This window comes from Paenibacillus sp. P4_E11 (genome assembly GCF_056401635.1).
The window spans coordinates 1-21,346 of the sequence record NZ_JBFUIX010000002.1; the positions used below are offsets into that span (position 1 = coordinate 1).

The window sequence follows — 21,346 nt, forward strand, 5'->3', positions numbered from 1 at the left end:
GAAATAGGGAAACTCGAAGGAACATGCGAGCTTCATATTGTGACGTTCGAACAAGGAACTGCAAGTATGCCCGTTCGGCTGATTCCAGTCCTCACCCATTTCGATGTCGTGAATCGGATTATAGACGATTCGGCCAGAGGTAGAGCGATTAGCTGTCGTGAGCTCCAGCCATCTACCGAACCGCTCATTCTCTTCCTTGATCGGCGAGTACCTCTTCACAAGGAACGGATGGTCATTGCGCCCGCCCCATTTGTAGGGGCAATGGAAGTCGATACCCACTGCCAGTTCAAGTGACTTCACATAATCGGCAATGGCCTTCGTAGCACAATAGATGGGGTCCTCCACATAATCCCGGTTATGATCGTGAGGCGCTCTATTCTTTCCCTGATCTCCATTCTCGACACCGTCAATGTCCACGAAAGGGATGTAATGAATTAGATATTGGCTCAACACAAGAGAGTCTGTCTGCTCCAAGTAATACTCCAGCAATCCCTCCAACAAATAAGCAGGCATGGATTCACAGGCATGATGTCTGCAGGTGAAAATGATATGTTGACTGGCGGAGCGATTGCCGATCATAAGCAGTGGAATCGGCCGCAATTGCTCCGAATGGGTAAGTACCTTTCTTGTGATATTGGGGTGGGCGGAGATTCGGGCATACCATTGTTCAAAGTGATGAACCTGATAAGGGATCGAAAAGCAGAAATACACCAGCTCCGCATCTCCAAACGTATACCGGAAAGTGTAAGCAGAAGTAACCGAATCCGCCCCGAGCCACTCCCACACGACCCCATCTTTACTTACAGCAGGTCCCCAAGGTCCAATCACTTCCCCATTCATGAATTCAAATGTGATCGACTGGGCCTGACTGGATTCCGCTCGAAAGCCCCAATAAAACCACCAACCCGTCGAATCCCGAAGCTCCTGTTCTACTTGCACAACACGGTCCTCGACGGATACTACACGTATATTGCCTCCGGCAAAGTTGCTGCTAATCGTTATCCCTTGCACGCTATTTGACAATGCCTAGTTCCTTCAACTGTTTCTCTGCCGAATCGAGCATGAGCTTATACTTGAATGTCTCTTCCAAACGCTTCAAGAAATCGTTGTATTCGCTTATAGGACGTTTGCCGTAAGCAAACTTGGCTAACTCTTCTTCCATATACCGATTAGCATCCGCCGGACTGTACCCATCCGGAAGGTTCAGCATGCCGTTGTACACTTCAATACGCGGCGTTTTGGCGGAGAATTCGATAGCTTCCTTCGGATAGCCGGATTCCAAATATTCAATTTCCTCCCGACCCAGCAATTGATACATGAAAGCATGCTCTTTGGCCCTGAGTTCGGTCCTGACAATTTTACCGTCTACTCTGTTCCAGTGCCGTCCCTCTTCCCCATGCGCAACCAACGTGTTCCCTTCCGGACTGGCCACATAGTTCAACAGGTCGAACACTCGTTGCAGCTTAACCGGGTCTTTCTCAACCGCCTTGGGGATAGCATGCATCCCCGGAGCGGTCCCTACATCCCAGATCCCGGCGAATTGGCCGCCCGGACCTTTCAAGGCAGGCACTTGCACCCATTCGGCATTGGGGTTGACCGCCTTGAACTCGGTCACATTGGCCGGAAGGGTCATCCGTGGAAATCCGTTCCAGATCATCCCAACCTTCCCTTGAAACGCCTTCTTCTCATGCTGGGTTCCAGTATTCGCCAGAATATCCGGATCAACGACACCGGCATTGATCATATCGTTGATAAATTTTAAGGCGTCTTTCATACCCGGATCGTAGAAGGCATTCATTAATTTGCCGTTCTTCATGTAGAAGGTATCGGCCGCCCCAACACCAAATGCACTGAAGATCGGGTCGAAGACCGACAACTTTTGTCCCGTTATTCCATAAGTATCCGGTTTGCCATTGCCGTCTGGATCTTTCTCTGTAAAGGCTTTGGYTACGGTGAACAGCTCATCAATCGTTGTTGGGACTTTCAGGTTCAACTTGTCCAACCAATCTTTTCTGATCCATACGTTATAGAACGGAATGGACGGTCTCTTGGCCAGTGCATAAATTTTCCCGTCAACCGAACCTTTCTTCAAGCTGTCATCGCCAATAAATTTCTTAGCTTGCTCCAGCTTCCCCATGTAGGGAGTCAGATCGAGAAGCAGCCCTTTTCTAGCGTATTCTTGCATCTGAATGCGGCTCACCGCGATCAGATCCGGGTAATCGGCTGCCGCCATACGTAGATTGAGCTGGTTGCCACCATCCCCGCCAAGCAAGGTCATCTGAATATCCGTATTCAGTTTTTCATCGAGCTTGATTTTCATCCGATTGCTCTCGCCTTCCGGCAGTTTCGAACCCCCGCTATCGGTCATGATCTCAATCTTAACCCGTTCAGCGGGCTTAGTCGTAGCCGTTGCGCCTGGAGACGACTGCGGGTTGTTCCCACTAGCGTTAGGCTCACTGCTTCCCCCGCATCCTGCTAGAATCGCACCGACCGATAACGCGAATACCAACGATAGAGACGCCCATTTGAATTTTCTCATGTACAGCCTTCCTCTCAACCTTTAATAGAGCCTATTAACATGCCTTGGGTAAAATGCTTTTGAATAAAGGGATAGACGACAATGATCGGAACACAAGCGATTACGACGGCCGCCATCTGAACCGCTTCAGTCGGCAGGGGAACGTCTACATTTTCCATCGGATTCTGGGATTGCATGAGAATATTGCGTACGATGACTTGAATCGGGTGAAGGTCTCGATTCGTAATGAACATAATCGCTTGGAAAAATTCATTCCAATGCCCCACTGTATAGAAGAGACCAATCGTTAACATCACGGRAACGGACAGAGGGAACACAATTTGCAGCAATATACGCAGTTCCTTCGCTCCATCCATTCGTGCGGATTCGAACAGCTCTTCCGGAAGATTCTCGAAGAAACTTTTCATAATCAAAACATTAAAAGCCCCGATCGCGCTTGGAACAATCATCGCCCAGATCGAGTTCAACAGCCCCGTTGCCTTTACCGTCAAATAAAGAGGAATCAGCCCTCCGCTGAAAAGCATGGTGAGCACGATCAACAGTAGGAAAAAACTTCGCCCCGGCAACGTTCGTCTGCTTAATGGATAAGCCATGAGGGTCGTCAGAATCATGTTGACCGCCGTACCGACAACGGTAATGAACAACGTGTTCATGAATGCCCTTGGTATCGCCGAGTCCCCCAGCAATTGCTTGTAAGCCATCAACGTTATATTTCTTGGGATAATAATGTAGCCGCCATTCTTCAGCACTTCAGCCATTGGCGTTATGGAGACCGATAAGACGAATAAGAGAGGGAATACGGCAGTAAGTCCGACGATAATCAGGATCGTATACACAATGACGTTGAATACCTTATCCTCGACACCTTTTACCATATTCCTCCCYCCCATCTTTTCGCAAAATGATTGGCTCCGAGGACAAGGATCAGCCCAATGACCGATTTGAACAACCCAACGGCGGAAGCCAAACTGAAATTCATCTGCTCGAGCCCGGTACGAAACACCCAAGTATCGATAATATCAGCCACGGGATACACTTGAATATTGTACAAAATATAAATCTGATCAAACCCCGCATCGAGCATATGACCCAATCTTAAGATCAAGAGCAGAACGATCACATTACGAATCCCAGGAAACGTGATATGCCAGATCATACGCAGTCTGCTCGCTCCGTCTACCCGAGCTGCCTCGAATAAGGTTGGATCGATTCCTACGATCGCCGCCAAATAAATAATGGCGCCCCACCCGGCATTTTGCCAAACATCCGAACTGACTAATATGCTGCGAAACCAATCCGTTGACTGCAAGAATGGAACGGCGTCGAACCCCCACTCGACTAGCCAACGATTCAACAGCCCTGTTGACTGAGAGAGAAAGGCCAACAGAATGCCGTAAATAATAACCCAAGACAAAAAATGCGGCATGTAACTTAACGTCTGAATCAGGTTTTTAAACCAAGGCGTCCGGCATTCATTGAGCATTAGTGCCATCAGGATCGGGGGAACGGTACCGAATATAAGCTTGTAGAAGCTGATTAGAAACGTGTTAAGCAACAGTTCGGAAAAGTAAGGGGAGTCGTAAAAAAATTGAAAATGCTTATACCACGGATCCGCCCAAGGACTTGCTACTATTCCCTTCAACATATCAAAATCTTTGAAAGCGATTACTGCACCATACATCGGAAAATACTTATAGATCACAAACCACAATAAACCAGGCATCAACATGATGTAGAATACTCGATGCTGCCATGCTCTCCTGGCTACGGCGCTGCCTTGCATTCGTTCACCTCCTATTGCTTATTTGTTGAGCAAATTCAATATATCACTGCACCGAATCGCACATTATTCACAATGCTATGCACTTTGTAGAACAAATTTAAGTACTTCTCACTTCGCTTTGAGTTGCCTATACATAGTAGGGGTCATGTTTGTGTATCTCTTAAATATTTTGATGAAGTAATTGTCATTCAGGAAGCCTACCCGCTCTCCTACGTCACTAACGGTCATATCCGTATGATCCATGAAATACTTGGCCTTCTCGATACGGACACGATGCAAATATTCAATGAAATTCTCACCAGTCTTCTTCTTAAACAGCGTACTTAAGTAATGTTCCTCTAAGGCAACGAACTGGGCCATCGACTTCAGGTTCATATTCTGATCGTAATGTTCGTGCATGTAATCCAGCATTTTGTTGATCTCGCCATGATCGGTCAAGGACGCTTGGATCCCCTTGCGATTCCCCAACCCGGCTTGCAGTCTTGCCATCAATACAGCCAGCAGTTGCTTATGACTCGTACAGTGTAATAACGCATCGGGTTCACCAAACGGATAGTTCGTTATGCGGGACACCCATTTATTAAACTGATTCGCCGTATGCTTCACCACATACATAGGGAATACACCTTGTTCCATGCGATCCCATATTTCTCGCAACAATGCCTCACATTCGTTCATCTTGGCCTGTTCGAAATATTGAATCAACTTGCGTTCAATCTTCCATGCCACCCAATGATCGCTTTCTTGGGTCTGCTCTGCTAGATCGAAGCTGTGAATCCCTGATTCTCTGCTATACCAGAATGTGTCCAGCTTCCTGAGCGTACTCCTCCATGCCTCGAATAATTGAGTGCTTGGCACAGATCCGCCAACAACGATCGGGAACGGCGAGGAGCTTTGCTCGAACGGACTCACTTGAATTTCATTCCGGCTCCAGAAGAACAGGGTCGTATGACCCCAAGCTGAGAAGTGGTGAATCATCGACTGCTTATTCTGACTTACAAGACCCAAGGATAGCCCATCTTCGATCGAGAACGGTTCGCTTCCGTTCAGTACCGTGCAGATCGCTACATAGGGCCAAGCTCCATGCAATCGATTCCTATAAAAATTGGCAACTTGGTCTTGCTTCAGCTGAGTCAACGAGTCCCACAGTCCTTGATAGATGGGCTGATATTCGAGATATAGCTGATGGGATGCTTGCTGCGTACTCCGACTCAACTGCTCGTCGACCTTCGCCAGGATGTCCCGTAATGTGTCGGCATCCATGGAGAGCTTCAATATATAATCGAAAGCGCCATGTTGCAGAGCCGACCTCGCGTATTCGAATTCATTCATACATGTCAGCATGACGAACAGGCAGGGCAAGCCGGCTTCTCTCGCTTTCTTCAACAATTCGATCCCATTCATGACGGGCATGATGATATCGCAGATGACTAATTCCGGTTGATGCTCCTTCATGAATTCCAGCGCCCTTGCTCCGTTGCTCGCCTCACCGATGACCTCGAATCCRCTAGCCCTCCAGTCAATGTGTTTACGAAACGACTTTCTCACATGGACTTCATCTTCAATGATCAGAATTTTCCACATCACGTTAGCCCTCCAGTCTATAAGGAGTAGAAATCAATAACGGTAGCTTTAGTATGGCTTTCGTACCTTGAGGAAGCGGAATCAGCTGAACTTCCGCCTCTTTCTTGAACAGCAGATGATAGCGGGCTCTTAAGTTAGCTAATCCAATTCCCTTGCGATTCCGATTGTTGCCCAATAGTACAGAGCCGCCCAGGCCGATCCCGTTGTCCTCTACTTCAATGACCAGCTTGTTATGTTCCTCGAACACACGAATCGTGATCATCCCCCCTGATTCCATCTGGGAGAACCCGTGATTGATCGCATTCTCGACCAGCGTTTGGAGACTTAGCTTGGGCACTAATGCATATTCCAAAGCCTGATCCACCTCGTACACGATCTCAAACAACGCATCATAACGATATTGTTGTATGTATCCGTAAGCGCTTACTAATTCGATCTCGTCTTTCAGATAAATGAGCTCGAGTTCCGAATTCAAGCTGGATTCCAGCAATCTGCCGAGCGACAAACAAATCTCCGTTATTTCCCGATTGTTCTGATCCATCGCAATCCATTTGATCGAGTTTAACGTATTCAGCAAGAAGTGAGGATTGATCTGGTTGAGGAGCATCTGCGAATGGATCGCTTCTTTCTGCCGTTCTTCGATCTTCAGTTGATTCACCAGTTCATTAATGTCGTGCACCATGCGATTAAACGCTTGATTCAAGCCAAGGATCTCGCCCTTGTAGGAGCCTTCGGGAAGATGAATTTTCAAATTGCGTTTGACCATTTCTTTCATCTTTTTTTGCAGTTGCTGCAGGGGGCGTGTAATAGAGGCAGAGATGAGCAAGGTGATAGCCGAGAAAATACCGATCATGATGTACAAGGTAATCAGCACTTGATCTCGCATTTCTTTCAAATCACCTAAGAACATGTCCATGGGAAACTGGTTAATGATATACCACTGCATCGAGGGAAGCGATCGGATATTGATCAGTGAATTCGTAGCTTTGTCGATATAATAATCGGGACCGTTGCCTTTGCTCTGGTTGGATACCAGATTATGAATGATCGCGGTTTGCAAGGTTAGTCCGTTCTTCGTCTGTGCAATCACGTCCCCTGTAGCGTCAGCAATGACATAACTTTGACCCGTGGAAATTTCCWTGGCGACCGATTTGAACCATTGCTCATAAAAAACACGAATCCGCAGCATACCGGTCGGTTCATTGTTCGAGTCCTTCGAGACCGAATATAGCGTGAACAACGGCGCGTTATCCCATAATTCTCTGCTGTCGGTTTCATCGAGCAGCAAGTGGTAGGAAGTACTGCCGTACAGCAGACTTGCTAATCCCTTTTCCGGAATAATGGCGGGATCGAGGGCTTCCTCGGACTTGAACGATGTATAATGATTGCCGTGATTATCCGTCAAGGTATACTGTACGTACTCGCTGTAGGCATACGTTTGCAGCATCTTGAATCGCTCTTCGATTCTTTCTTTACGATCTACTTCCTCGTACTGATCGGGATTTTGCAAGACCGCTATCACGCTTCTATCCTTCTCCAGCGTTAACATGGACATTAGAATTCGAGTCTTCATTTCCTCAAACGATTGGGCGATTTGTTCAAGCTGGTTATGGTTGAGTTGACTGATCCGGTATTCAATTAAGGTTTCGATCTTCTTGAACTGGTAAATTTGAATGACCGCAATCGGCATAAGAACGAATAGGAGGAAAGCGAAAAAAAAGCGATACTTCAGCTTGGCAGGCATGATGCGGTTAATGAAACGTTTCAGACCTTTCATTCCTTCACCTGATTTCATGTGGAGTAGGGGCGGCGTTATGTTATAAAAGCCACTCCCCCATCGGGAAGCGGCTCTTCATCTTCTATTATTATATCAGGTTGATGGGTCGTAAATAACTCCCATTTTAGTTATCTTTATAGAACATAATTATGATTATGTGTAGTTAATGACTCAACTTTCGCAGCTTGAAATTGGGATGTACGCTACCGATGTAATTGGGCAAACCAGCGATCCATTGCTGAAGTTGATGCTGAATCTTCGCACAGCAACTCGTTGGGTGTCATCAAGCCATGCTGTTGAGCCAATATCATGGCTCTCTTCTCCGTCCGAACAACTTGTAAGTCTGTGATGACGCTACAAGTGTAAAAGTCGTTGAACTTGGGCAGATATTGGACAATGCTCTCCAATGGTATTTTCTCCGCAGGTCTGTAAACCAGTTCCACTCTCGTTCGTTCCCCCACTTCTTCAATCCCCTTCTATTTCCGCTCAGCCTTCTTGTCATAATTACGGCAAAAGGCCTGTACTTTACTTTCGTCTTTCCTCCCGAAATATCGAGTTCCCTCGTAGACGTTCATGTTACGTCCCGTGTTTGATGCTATGAATACATTGCTCATCGGATACGGAAATCAAAAGCCAACTCGCATCGGTTGAAATAAACCTTCTGAGTATGACTGTACAGTGCAACGATCAACCGTTGAACTTAACCAAGTGTTTAGGATAGGTTTCAATTTATAGCGTGTACTTCCTTGATTTCTTCTGCCACCACGGTTGATACCGCAAATAAAGATAAGCGTCATCTGTTGCCAAATTCCAATGGTATACACACCCTTTATGACGAATGGCAGGTTTAATATCAAACCAATCTCGAAATGAAAGTGCGAGTTGATTGTAAAAGTTGACTGTCACTTCATGATACTCAACGGAAACTTTATCAATGGAAAGTTGTACGTTATTCATGCGTCTCCCCCACGGGCAAAACTTTTGACGGATTTGCCGCTTATATTCATAGAGATGAGGGAGTCGGTGGCTAGCCTTTATCACATGACCTTCCCGTTGTGAAATTCTGAGTTAAGTCCTGAACAATATAATGGTCGGAATTACCCTGCGAATAGTTGCGAAAAAATTTCCTTATCAGATGACCTTCTCACCCTACATATCGAATAAGGGTATTCTATAGTTGTGATAAATTTATAAAAAACGCAAGAAAACGAAGATAACAAAAAATAGGTCAATCATGGTGGTATCTGACCATAATCGACCTGTTCAATGTATCGCTATAGCGTTATTTAGGTTATATATCTAAAGCATTTATGTGCGTACAAAGGAAATGAAGAAATTCTTGTAGCGGTATTACATGGGTTAAGTGTGTTATTGGTTGAATAATGAGTTCATTCGGCACTGGGTAGCCTCCACCAAAAGGAAAAGCCATAGAGAGGATGGATTCCTCTTTATGGCTTGCAAACTATTTCTTTGCTTCGACAAAACTACTTTCTCTTTTTGATGTAATTGTATTCAAATAGAATGATTGACCTGTTTGTTTATCTAAATTTTCCGCCATGGTGGTTACATCGCACATAAGTGAAATGTACCGTGCCATCCAAAGTGAAATGTCAAACATACGGTCATTAAATACCTCTTGGAATGAATCAGTAGTAGTTGCTGCTAGTAGATATTGATAATTCGGCCACTTATCATTGTTCTGTAATTCCTTTAATTCAACCTCAAAGCCAAAAATCTCAGCGTAACCAACCATATCATATGGTTCATCTTCCATATTTTCATATCTTAAAGTAGGTATATTTAGTCCTTTTTCTATTTTTGAGCCTAAGTCCTGTAAAGTACCTATATATTGAATAAATACCTTTGAGTGAGCACCATATACCTTGTCCGCAATCCCCATTGTGACCTCCTAGTTACTTGATGGCTTAAATTTTATTGAAAACCCTTCTTTATTTGGCTTTAGCCCTTCAAATCCCGGTGTCTCGGAAAGTATTTTCCTGAATTCTGGATTAGCTTTCAGACTGTTGCCAAATTTCTCGTACAGAATATCACTTTCTATATAATAATCAATATCATACTTATTCAAATCAATAGGTTGACCATAAGTAGTTTTATTAGGATTCCCTACTGCACCAGTCTTAAACGACCCTGTATAACCTGATTTAAGATTTGGGTCTATTTCTCTGAATTGCGGCAAAAGATGTTTTTCAGCAAGGTCGTCTAGCTTTGTATGAAGTTCAGTAATTTTAGGGCTAACTTTACCCGTGCCCTTATTACCTAATATTACCTCACTACCAGAAGAGTCAATTCCGCCAGATCCGCCTTTTCCATCCGGAATCAATAATTCTGTACGTCTGGTAGGGGAGAAGTTAGCTAACAATGCTCCAAAAGCTCGTGCCTGATCCTCTTTGGGCAGATTGTAAAAATCGGCAACCGCATTTTTCGCATCCTCGTACGTTGCTTTAGGATCAATGATCTTATCCAAAATATTCTTACTGGTATCAACAATGCCATGAGCAACATCCTTACCCGCACCATAAGGGTCGTCAATAGCATAGGTTGCAAAATCTAGAGAATCGCCTAGTGAGTCTCCTATCTCTAGTATAAAACCGACTACTACTTCTTTGAGCACATTTTTGCGTTTGCTTTCTAGTTTTGTCAGGTCAATATTGTCTATATACTTATACTTCTCTTGAAATACTTCAGCTTCATCCAACGATGTCTGAGCTTGATCTTTGAGCTCATTGAACTCTTCTACAAGTTTATCTGATTGATTCATAACTTGATTGATTCTTTCTCCTAATACTCGAAGCTGCGCTAACTGATCTCTGACTTCATTTAGCTCTGCCTCAATTTCAGCTATTTTCTTATTATTAATCCTTATCTGCTCTTCTAGTGCAGCAAGTTCTCTATCTATCTCATCCATTTCCTTTTGACGATCTGCTGCTATTTTCATTCGATTGCTGTTAGCAATTTCAATCGAATAAGCTATATCTTCTTTCGTAATATCATCCATAGGTCCACCGAGAGAAGTATCAAAAAAGTTGCCATCGAAAGGATTGGAAGGTTCTTCATATGAACTTTCGGGACTAGGATCGGAAGTGTTATCTTGATTGTGATAATCCGTGCCATTATCTACGCCTTCTTCTTGGTCGTCTGACAAATAATCATCAATGTCATCACTATTACTGGCTTTGGGATTCAGAACACCCTCTAGCAAGCTTCTAAAGAGACCGACCAACCACGAAGAGTGTCCGCTTGGATCCACAAACATCAATGGATTATTGTGTGCATACGTATACCGATTCAAGCTAAGCGGATTCGCATCTTCACCCCAGTAGCTGTCCTCCGAGATAAACCGCCCCGTGTACGGGTTGTAGTACCGCGCACGCAGGTAGTACAAGCCGACCTCCGCGTCGAAGAACTCGCCCGCATAGCGAATAGAACTACTGTACTGTTCAATCGTCAGCGTAGAGTTGCCAAAGATGTCGTAGTCGTACTGGTTCTCAACTTCTCCGGCTTCACTGACGGTGTGGACGACATCGCCATGGCCGTTATACAGGAAGTAAGACAGCTTGTCTGATGCGTCGATTCTAGCGACGTAGTTGATGCCCCGGACATAATGCACGGATACATGGTCGGAAGCATCCGTCTCCAGGATCACATACTGGCGGTCGTACAAGTAGCGAGTGACCTGAATCGCGTAGTTGTCCTTGGAGCTGCGGACCGTTTTCTGCGTGCGAAGGCCGTCTCCGTCGTAGGTGTACTCTACCGTTACTCGCTCACCCACTTTGACCCGCTCCGTCTGGATCAATTGGTTGAAGCCGTCGAACGTGTTGCTGACTTTCTCGATGACGGCATTCGGGTCGTCTGCTACGGTTTCCCCGTGCGGGCTACCGCCGGTTACCGGTCTCATGTCCCGGTTGTGGGGGCGGATGTAGGCGACTTTCTGGCGAATCTCATTGCCATTGTCGTCATACAAGTAGGTGGTCGTCTTCTCCAGTACTTGCTTKCTATCCGCATCCAGCATCCGCTCCGCCAATTGAAGCAGTTCGCCCGCTTTCGAGTATAGGTACTCACTCTTCTTGATGTTGTATTGCACCTCAACCTGGCTGACCGGATCGGTATAGCCACTAGGTTGGGCGGACGTATATGTCTCATGCTGCGTCTGCCGGTTGCCGGCACCGTCGTAGGTGTAGATGGTCGTCTTGCCCGGCGCTTCGACTTTCAGGATTCGGCCTGCAGCGTCATAGGCATAGGTCGTCTTGCCGAAGCTGTCGGTCTTGCTCGTCTGATTGCCGGCATCGTCGTAGGTGTAGTAATAGGATGAGATCAGGCTGCCGTCCGGCTTCCGGTTGGTCAGCTCCAGCAGGCGGTTAGCCTTGTCATACACATACTGCTCGGTGACGCCGCCCGTATAGACGACCGCGCTGCGGTTGCCGTTCTCGTCATAGCTATAGCTTGTCGTCTTGCCTGCGGCGCTGGCGGTCTCCATCCGGCTGGACTTGTCGTATGTGTACGACGTAGTGAAGCCGGTTTTGTCCGTGACCGTGGCGATGTTGCCGATGGCGTCATACGTATAGGTCAGTTGAAGCTGTCCGTCCATCGCGACACTTACCAAGCGCTGGTTCCCATCGTACCCGTACGAGTGGGTGCCGTCCGCATCCGTCATGGACACTCGGTTACCTGCCTCATCGTATCTATAGGTCATGCTGTCCCCGGTTTCCGCTACGGATTTACCGCTCAATACATTCCGGCTGTCGTGCGTGTATCGGGTATGGTTCCCGATCCGATCGGTCATCTCAGCCGTATTCAGGGACAGATCGTACCGATAGTGTGTGGAACGGCCCGTGGCATCTAACGTCTCGACCAGCAATCCGAACGAGCCGTAGCGGAACTCAGTCGTCTTGCCCCGTCCATCGACCATGAACAATTTGTTGCCCGCCTTGTCGTAGCTGTAAGTTACGCTGACGTCCAGCGGGTTCGTGACTTGGACGAGACGGCCTGCTTCGTCAATCTTGAAGGTCGTGGTATGGCCCAGTGCGTCTGTTTCCGAGATTTTCTCGCCTACTGGATTGTAGCGATACGCGCGGGTAAACCGCTCCGGATCATTGCGGGCCGACAGCTCCGGATCGACCTCTCGTACGAGGCGATTGGCTAGATCATACTTGTACAACGTACCGTATCGAGCGTCATCCGTATCTGCGGCAAGATAACCCTTCGCCTCAATCTTCTTCGTCACATTCCCATTCTCATCGTACACATATCGGGCGACCACAGCCCCATATGGATCTGTGACGGTCACACGACGCTTCAATCCGTCGTAGCCGTAGGTCATGCTGTTCCCGTTGGCATTTGTCTCTGACACCTTGTTACCCGCAAGATCGTAAGCATACGTGAACGTTTGATTCTCGGCGTCCGTCATCGACGTCAACCGGTTCATGCCGTCATACGCATACTTCGTGACGTATCCCCGTTCGTCGCGATCTGAGATTTTGTTCCCGACCTCGTCGTATGCCTCTTCCCTATAGACATCGACGCCGTTCACCTTCTGAATCGTCTTCTCCAGCCGGTTCAGGGAATCGTAAGTATAACGGATCGTATACACATCCCGATTCGCCGAATCCGCAGCCGCATAAGCGTACGCTCTCGGATCGATCGCCGTTCCCCGGTTCCCTAACACATCGTATTCATAGCCGGTGACGAGTTGAACCCGATCCGGGTATTCGCTGTCCTGCAGTTCGGCAGCGTTTGCCATACTAGTGGTATTGTACAAGCTCGATGGCTCTACCAAACGAATCTGCTTCACCAGCTGATTCCGGTTGTCGTACTCGTACTTCTCGATGTCATAGCTGGATGCTTCTCGAAGCATCTCGACTTTAACGACATTTCCGTTGCGGTCGTAGTAGCTTTGCTTCCGTGCATCGCTGTTATCCGACACCGTCTGAACTAGATTGTTGGCATAATACGTCATCTGCGTCTCCCGCAAAAAAGACTTGTCCTTGGAGTGGGTCATCCGCTGGAGGGTCGGATTGCCTACCAGGTCGTATCCGTAGGTTTCGATCCGGTACACCGTATTGCCGCTCTCGTCCAGCTCCAAAGGGACGCGCTTCTCGGTCAATCTGCGGTTGCCGTCGTACTTGAGCAGCTTGACGCTGCCCCGCTTGTCTTTCGCCGACACGAGATTCCCGGCCAGGTCATACTTGGATTCGACGCTGAATCCATAGGGATCGACGGCAGCCTTAAGCTGCCCGAACGCGTTGTAGCTGTAGCTTGTCGTAGCACCCAGCTGGTTCGTCTCGGTAAGCTTGTGGCCCAGCTTGTCGTAGGTAAAGCTAACCCTTCCCCCATCAGCGTAGGACGCATCAGATAAGGTTCGGTCGGGATTGTACGTGAACTGGCTCGTATAGCCACGCTCATCCGTCTGGCTCGTCAGGTTGCCCAGCACATCGTACTCGAATCCCGCCTGATGTCCGAGCGCGTCCGTCTTGCGCACGACTCTCCCCAGGCCGTCGTACTCAAATACAGTTCCTGTAGATACGGCCATATCTCCCGTATAACGCAAGCCATCTACAACTTTGTCCGCCAACCCCTTCAAGTTGTAACGGATATATTCGATCCCCTCGCCATCCGGGGATACAGTAGATGTCCGGCGTTTCATGCTGTCGTAGGTGTAGGAGGCACCCGCCATTTGTCCCTTCGTCCCGAAGAGGTCCAACGACTCCACGTATTGATTCGGCGCGATCTCCTTCACGATATTCCCCACCGCATCCAACACATAGCGCGTTACGGCCAGGCTCCCGTCGGCCGCCGGCGTCTTCTTGCGAATCAAGCGGTTGATCGCGTCGTATTCATAGACGGTGACCGCTCCATTCGCATTCGTCTCACCCACTAGATTCCCGTTCGTATCGTAACGATACCTGGTAGACGCATGCATCGGATCAATCTTCTTTGTCACCTTGCCGTCGTAATCATATTCATAGGTCGCCATGTACCCATTCGGGTCCGTCTGGTCCATGACGGTACCATTCTTGTAATATCGGTATGTCGTCGTAGATAGAACCCGGTCAAAATACGTATTGTCGTACTGGGCGTTCGCCAAATGGTCGATGCTGAGGTCCGAAGTTTTAACCAGCAAAGACTTGGCCGTTAAGCGTCCGAGAGTGTCATATCCGAAGCGGGTCACATCATAATCGTCATCGGCCACCTTCTTCCGCTCCGTCGTTTTAAATCCGGCGCGGTCGTATTCCATCCGCGTTTCACGACCGTGAGGTCCTGCGACCCGAACTACTCGGCCCGCCTTGTCGTACGTCATCTCCACACGGTCTCCGGCCGAAACGGCTGAGCCTCCGAACAACGGATGACCTGCGGTCCGGAGCTGGAACGTCTCGCTGCCAATCGGACGGTTCGCTTCGTCGTACTCGGATTTGGACAATTTGTACTCCGCCGTACCACCGTCGGAACGAATCCATTCCGCCTTCTCGATCGGATTACCGGCAGCATTATACTTGATGTACGCGGTGTGGCCGTGTTGATCGGTTTTCTCGGTCAACTCACCCTTCGGTGAATAAGCGAAAGATTCCGAGCTGCCATCCGGGTATTCGATGCGGTACGGTTTATCAAACACAGTCAAATAAGACTTCGTCACACTGCCCGCACGGTCTGTCGAGAGCACCATTGCCTTGCCGGTCAGGTCGTAATCATAGCTTTCCTTCAAGCCGTCCGGATACATTTTCTCACGCGGCAATCCGGTTCCGTAATACGTATATCGGGTCGTTCGCTGCGCCGCATCTGTGACGCTCAGCACGTTGCCGACACCATCGTATGTAAACGTTTGGTTCGCTAGCTGTGTACCGTTCCCGGCATTGTCAGCCGCAGTTTGGGCCGTAGTGACCGTGATCTTCCGATTGTTGGCATCGTATGTCGTGAGAATACCGACAGATTGTTCCGGCTGAGCAGCATTGTACCCTTCGCCATCGACTTCCTTCGTCACATTGCCTCGCGCGTCATACTCCTTGTACCCGATCACTACCTTGGAATGGCCGTCGAATGCGATCGCCTTCACAGGTCGGTTCAGAGCGTCATACTCGGTCTCGAGTCCCGGCGCCGCATCAACAGACTGACTCATATAACGGGCATCGACCTGCTTGATCCGATTCCCATTCGCATCGTACGCATACCGAGTCGCATTCCCGAGCGGATCAATCGTATGAATCAGCCGTCCCAACCCGTCATACCCGTAGGTTACGGTAGTCGGATCGCCTTGAATCGTCAGCGTTTCCGTTATCTTATTGCCAACCTTGTCGTATTCGTAGCGGGTCGTTTTCGTCCTGCCATTGGCATAGGGCTCTTCTTTTGCCGCCACTTGGTTTTTATAGTTGTACGCATACGTAGTCGTATCGAAGCCATATCCATTCCACATCATCTCACGGACGACATTCCCAGCATAATCCCGGTCATATAGCTTCTGATAGGACCCATACTGGACCGTCCCGCCTGTCCCGTCCGTTTCCCTATAGGCGCCGCGCTCCTCCTTCACCTTGCCTCTGTAGTCATACCCATAGTCAAATACGCGAACCTCCGTCTCCGCTGCATCCGCATACTGAATCGTCTGGGTCTTGTTCCCGTTACGGTTATACGTATGGTGTGTATGCGCCGTTCGGGTCTCGTCCACCTGGCGGAATTCATCTACTAACCGGTTCAATGCATCATACACGTAGGAGGTCGCGGTGGCGACACGGTCCACGCCTGCATCCGATAGCCCCTGCCTCATCCGGCTGATGTTGCCCGCTGCATCGTATTCATACGACGTATAAGTGTAGGAGCTCGCACCTTCCCCGTATATTTTGACTTGCGAGATTCGTCCAAGGGCATCCACCTGTGTATCGGTTACTCTGCCTCCCGGCTCTTTCTTATGTACGACTTGATCCAGGGCATTGTAGACGAACGAAGTCTCATAGCCCAGCGCATCCTTCTTCCGTACAAGTCGGTTGTGAGCGTCGTACGTGTAGGTAGTGGTTTCTTGATTAGCGTCCGTTTCCGTCAGCTTGTTGCCCACATAGTCATAGGTATACGACGTCGTAATGAACTGCACGCGATCCGGCGTCGCCTCCACCTTCTGAAGCCTCTTCCGAATATCGTAATAGAACTTCTTGACATACCCCTCCTCATCGGTCGTCGTCATGATCAATGGGTACTCCGCCACCTGGCCGATGGAGTAATCAATCTGCATGTCTCCCTTGCTGACCGCATCCAGCTCATACGAGGATTTGCGAATCAAGCGGTATAAGCTGTCATACTCGAATCGAACGCTGTGCCCGTTGGCGTCGATTTCCTTCGTTATGTTGCCTTTCGCATCGTACTCGATCGACTTCAGGACATTCCACTGCCCTTGATCGAATACGCTGGACTGAACCAGGTTCCCCAGGATGTCGTATTCTTGCCGGATTGGGGTTCCCTCCGGATCGGTATATTGGATCTGCAAGTTCGAATAAGGGCGCTCCAGGTAGCTATATTCCTTCCAGCTCAAATCCGGCATCGTCGTCTTCACGACCCTGCCCAGGACATCGTATTCATGGACGGTTCGATTGCCGTTCGCGTCAATCTCTGCCGACCTGCGACCTGTGTTGAGATCATACGTGAATTTCTTGGCAATCTCCTGCCCGCCTAGCAGTTGGAACTCCTTGGCTAGGTAGGCTCCCTTCAGGTCTGTACCGCCCGCATCGACTCCGTAATCGTATTGGGTCACGAACGACTGTCCGCCGGAATGCGCTTCCTTCCGAATCAAATTGCCGTAGCCGTCGTACTGGAAATCCGTCACGACCCAGTTGGCGGCGGCGTCCGAATTGACCTTCGTCTCCTTGACCACGTTGCCGTTCCCGTCGATGTCATGCTGAACTTGGCTCGTGGTGAGCGGATCCTTCTTCCATGTCTTCAGATTGAGCACATGGAACTTGTCATACGCGTACGTATACACGACGGTATGCTCGTTATCGGTCGGATAGCCCGTCTCGTCTCGTGAGGCTTCCGGGCCTGTGTAGTTGGTCAGATTGCCATACTCGTCATAGCGGTAGTTCTCGATCGTTCGCATCGGATCTCCGACGACTTGTCCGTCCACGATTTGGTAGAGCAAGCTTTCCTGCTTCTTCACCAACTTCATTTCGTCCCGATCAGTCGTGATGACTTCCCTATGGTCGGCGCCTTGCTTCTCCGTGAGCAATAGTTGGTGCACACCATCATACGTATACTTGGTCGTATTGCCACGAAGGTCCGTGACCTCGGAGTAATACCGGTACGTATCGTGCAAATAACTGTTGTCGAACTCCTTATACTCGGCCGACCCGTACCCATCGGCTTCGTTCGTATACTTGTGGTGGAGCTTGTCCTTCTCAGCGGTCATCAGCTTCTCCATGAATGAGCCTTGAGCAGGATCGAACCCCAGCTTCACCAATTCTTTCTTTTCGAAAATTTTCCGATATTGCATACTGCCTTTGTTCAATTGCTTCGTGAAGGTCTCGTACACATACCGCTTGATCCGGTTAGTCTTGCTGTAATCAATCTGCACGAGATTCTCATATCGGTTGTAAGTTGAATATTGAGCACCGTTCATATAAGTAAATCCGAGATCCGGCTGCTCGTACCAATAATGGTACTTCGCCTTGCCGTCCACATCGAATACACGCTGCAGCCTAGTCCGGATGACGTGCTTCGACGCGCTAACCAGCACGGCCGACTTGTCGTATACGAGTTGCTTGTCACCAGGCAGATGGACGATCACTTGAAACTTGCCCTGCAAGTCGCCGGAATCGATCGGATTCGGATTTTGCGTGGCGTTGAACGTATCGTCCGGACCGTAGATGGACTCTGTTGCGGGACCCGCCGTGAACGTCTCGTCTTCCTTGTATTCAATCGTGGTCACCCGGCCGATCGTATCCGTGATACGGGAGAGGAGATTGCGGTTCGATGTGGTGCCGTCTATCGTGTAGGTCATGCTAGTGTACTCGAACTTAATCGTATTGCCGTATCGATCGACGATGCCCACGATACGCCCGTCTTCCGTGAAGTAGGTCTTCTTCCCGTCCTTGCCTACCATCATGTATTGGGACGTACCGTCGGGCTGCCCATTGCTGTATTCGTTCGTTTCCTTGACTTCGACATCCTTGATCGTCTGGCCTTCCGGGACATATGTCGACGTCGGCACCCCATTCACAACCTGCGCCTTCAGGCGATACACGTCGCCGCTCTCCGTATGCAGGAATTTATGGCTCGTACCGTCCGAATTCCGGATGACTTCCATACTCGGAAACGAGAACCGCATGCCGATCCCGAGATTGTACCGTTCTTCATAAAAAGACGAAGTAGTCGCATCGGATTGAACATAATCGACCCATGCCCCGTTCACGTACTTGACCTGCATGTCCTGAACGTTCGATGAACCGCTCTTGTAGATCCGTTTGATTTCCAAATCCAATCCATTGCGGCCCGGCAGCACGTAATCGGTCTGCGTCAAGCTTAATTCTCCGCTCTGCGGGCTAATCTGCTCCTCGGTCGTGTTGTTGCGCAGATAAACGGGGGATAACATCGTATTATATTGCTCTTTCGGTCCGATCAAATGGTTCAATTGATCTTCCAGCGTCTCGGCGAATGCGGCCTGACCCGGAATCCATAGCAGCAGAAAGGCAAAAGCAAGCAAACGGCCAACAAATCTCATAGGGGAACCCTCCAGGAATGACTTATGCTAGGAATCATAGCGAGTTATACGCCGGATCCGTACTTGATCGTATAGCTCTCGGCATAGACGGCTTCTTCGGCAAGGCCGCTCCCCAGCTTCGCCACCACGTCCTCCGGCTTCAGTCCCAGCTTGTCGGCCAACACGAAAGCTTCCACCACTTGCTGCTCTGTCATCCTGAACTTCTTGGTGAACTTGTCCAATTGCTCGGCCGTCACCCGAACGCGAGGCAGTATGGATGCGCTGAACACAATGCCGAGCTCGGCGTTCTGCTCCTGCCAGCTTTTCGACTCATTCTTGGCTGCCAGCAGTTGCGGCACCGGCTTCCCGGATTCGAACGAAATCCGGTCGGCAATCATAATGTCGTCCGCGGTCAAGCCGGGTGTCTTCATCCAACTCTCCAATAATTCCGGCTCGAACGCTCTCGGAGCGAAGCGAGGATGACTGCGGGTATAGCTGCGGAAGATCGTCTCCCACATCGTTCCAGATTGTCTTTGCTTGACGAATTGTTCGACCGATTGGAACATCCCGGATTGATGGTAAACGAATTCATAGGCGGTCAGAATGTCAGGCAGCGGACGACCGTCTTGGATCAACCGCTCGATTTTGACTTGGAATGCCTGGTGAACATTCAGTCTGCTTAACAGGTTTTTATAGTTGTTCAAGTTCTTGTCATAGTGCTCGGGATCGGAAGATTGGATATTAGTTAGAACTTCTTCCGAGATTACGATCGAGTTTGATATCGGAGCCGTTCCGGTTATGCTGGAATTGGCGGGAGACGATGGGGCAGGGCTCGGGCTAGGAGATGCGGCGGCGATGACGACGGGATCCTCCTTGCTGTCCGTATCGGGAGCGTTCAACTTCTCTACTTGCGTATATAAGGCAAATGCGACCTGCGCGGATAAACTGAGCGCGATCATTACCGCAAACAGCTGCACTATGAACTTTTTTCTCATGTCCGGCTTCCTTCCCTTTTCACTTATTCGGATTCAACGTGCGGAGCTCGTTTCGAAGCTCTTCGGTCGGATTCTTCGGCTTCACATCTTTCACTGCAGGCATCGGTGCACTTGGCACATCCGGCAGTCCGTTCTTCGATCCTCCATCAAGCGGAGACTGGACACCGGCTGAGGGGAGTTCATCCCGGTCTGCAGCACGGTTGTTACGCCCGATCTGCTCCAGGATGGCTTGCTCGATACTGGCCACGGTTACGAGTCGTTCTCGCAAGAGACCTAGCCGCTTGTCCTCTTTAGTCTGCTTGTACGCGTCTCTATCTTTCAGGTAATCTTCCAGATTCAGGCCGGATTGCAAAGCGAATAAGTATTCGTCCAGCGCCGCTTCCAGGCTGCCGAACTCTTGCTTAAGCCGTAGAATGAGACGGATGGCTAATGGAGCGTCAAATTTGCCCGCGACCTCACGGAAAGCTGAACCGTTATCGGCATCGGGTGTGCCTTTCTCAGGCATCACTTCGACCTTCGGCACCACAGCAACGGCTTTCGCCGCGTCTACTAGTTCTGACAATTGGAACTGTACCCGCTCTACGGCCATTTTGGCTTCCAAAATGGCTTCTTTCGTTAAGCCTTGCTTGATCAGCTCTTGCACCAATTCGTCCCCGATTCCCGTCTCGGCGAGCGTCTGCAATCGATTATCCTTATCGCGAAGCGAGCCACCATCCGCTTTCTTCAGCTTGTCCAGCACTTCGTTCCAAGTAAGGCCGGTTTGCTTCAGCGTTATAATGTTCTCGATCGGAACCCCAGTCATATTGGAAATGTCGGCTGCGGTTTGCCGGATTTCACCAGGAATCTCCTGGCTCTGTACCGGCTTGGTATTCGCCGACACGATTATGACTAGCGGTGCAATCAAGGCTATCATCATGATAATGGCGATCATTCTGGTAGATTTATTCGATCTCATCGTTCATTCAACCCCGTATCTGGA

At 49.1% G+C, this 21,346-nt stretch carries 11 protein-coding genes; all 11 read right to left on the reverse strand.

The annotated features are described in order from the left end of the window. On the reverse strand, positions 1-1,023 hold a 1,023-nt coding region (locus AC1DWB_RS01010), incomplete at its 3' end, for a M14-type cytosolic carboxypeptidase (RefSeq protein WP_477539159.1). After that, positions 1,013-2,539, reverse strand: a complete 1,527-nt coding sequence (locus AC1DWB_RS01015; protein WP_477539160.1) for an extracellular solute-binding protein — start codon at positions 2,537-2,539, stop codon at positions 1,013-1,015. The genes AC1DWB_RS01010 and AC1DWB_RS01015, both read right to left, overlap by 11 nt. Before the next feature lie 14 nt (positions 2,540-2,553). Then, positions 2,554-3,414 carry a carbohydrate ABC transporter permease gene (locus AC1DWB_RS01020; RefSeq protein WP_477539161.1) on the reverse strand — a complete coding sequence of 287 codons (861 nt, stop codon included), beginning with the start codon at positions 3,412-3,414 and terminating at the stop codon, positions 2,554-2,556. After that, positions 3,408-4,322 carry an ABC transporter permease gene (locus tag AC1DWB_RS01025; protein ID WP_477539162.1) on the reverse strand — a complete coding sequence of 305 codons (915 nt, stop codon included), beginning with the start codon at positions 4,320-4,322 and terminating at the stop codon, positions 3,408-3,410. The genes AC1DWB_RS01020 and AC1DWB_RS01025 overlap by 7 nt, the downstream gene beginning before the upstream one ends. Positions 4,323-4,430: 108 nt before the next feature. Next, the gene (locus AC1DWB_RS01030) at positions 4,431-5,906 is read right to left on the reverse strand and encodes a response regulator transcription factor (RefSeq protein ID WP_477539320.1); all 1,476 of its coding nucleotides are present in this window, start codon (positions 5,904-5,906) and stop codon (positions 4,431-4,433) included. A 4-nt stretch (positions 5,907-5,910) separates the two neighbouring features. Continuing rightward, positions 5,911-7,683 (reverse strand): sensor histidine kinase, encoded by a 1,773-nt coding sequence (locus tag AC1DWB_RS01035; protein WP_477539163.1) that lies wholly within the window; start codon positions 7,681-7,683, stop codon positions 5,911-5,913. A gap of 729 nt (positions 7,684-8,412) precedes the next feature. Then, positions 8,413-8,640, reverse strand: a complete 228-nt coding sequence (locus AC1DWB_RS01040; protein WP_477539164.1) for a hypothetical protein — start codon at positions 8,638-8,640, stop codon at positions 8,413-8,415. A 505-nt stretch (positions 8,641-9,145) separates the two neighbouring features. After that, entirely contained in the window at positions 9,146-9,583 is a 438-nt protein-coding gene (locus AC1DWB_RS01045) for a hypothetical protein (RefSeq protein WP_477539165.1), read from the reverse strand. A 9-nt stretch (positions 9,584-9,592) separates the two neighbouring features. Beyond that, positions 9,593-19,393 (reverse strand): RHS repeat-associated core domain-containing protein, encoded by a 9,801-nt coding sequence (locus AC1DWB_RS01050; protein WP_477539166.1) that lies wholly within the window; start codon positions 19,391-19,393, stop codon positions 9,593-9,595. A 44-nt stretch (positions 19,394-19,437) separates the two neighbouring features. Beyond that, positions 19,438-20,367 (reverse strand): hypothetical protein, encoded by a 930-nt coding sequence (locus AC1DWB_RS01055; RefSeq protein ID WP_477539167.1) that lies wholly within the window; start codon positions 20,365-20,367, stop codon positions 19,438-19,440. A 19-nt stretch (positions 20,368-20,386) separates the two neighbouring features. Next, positions 20,387-21,322, reverse strand: a complete 936-nt coding sequence (locus AC1DWB_RS01060; RefSeq protein ID WP_477539168.1) for a hypothetical protein — start codon at positions 21,320-21,322, stop codon at positions 20,387-20,389. Between the last annotated feature and the right edge of the window lie 24 nt (positions 21,323-21,346).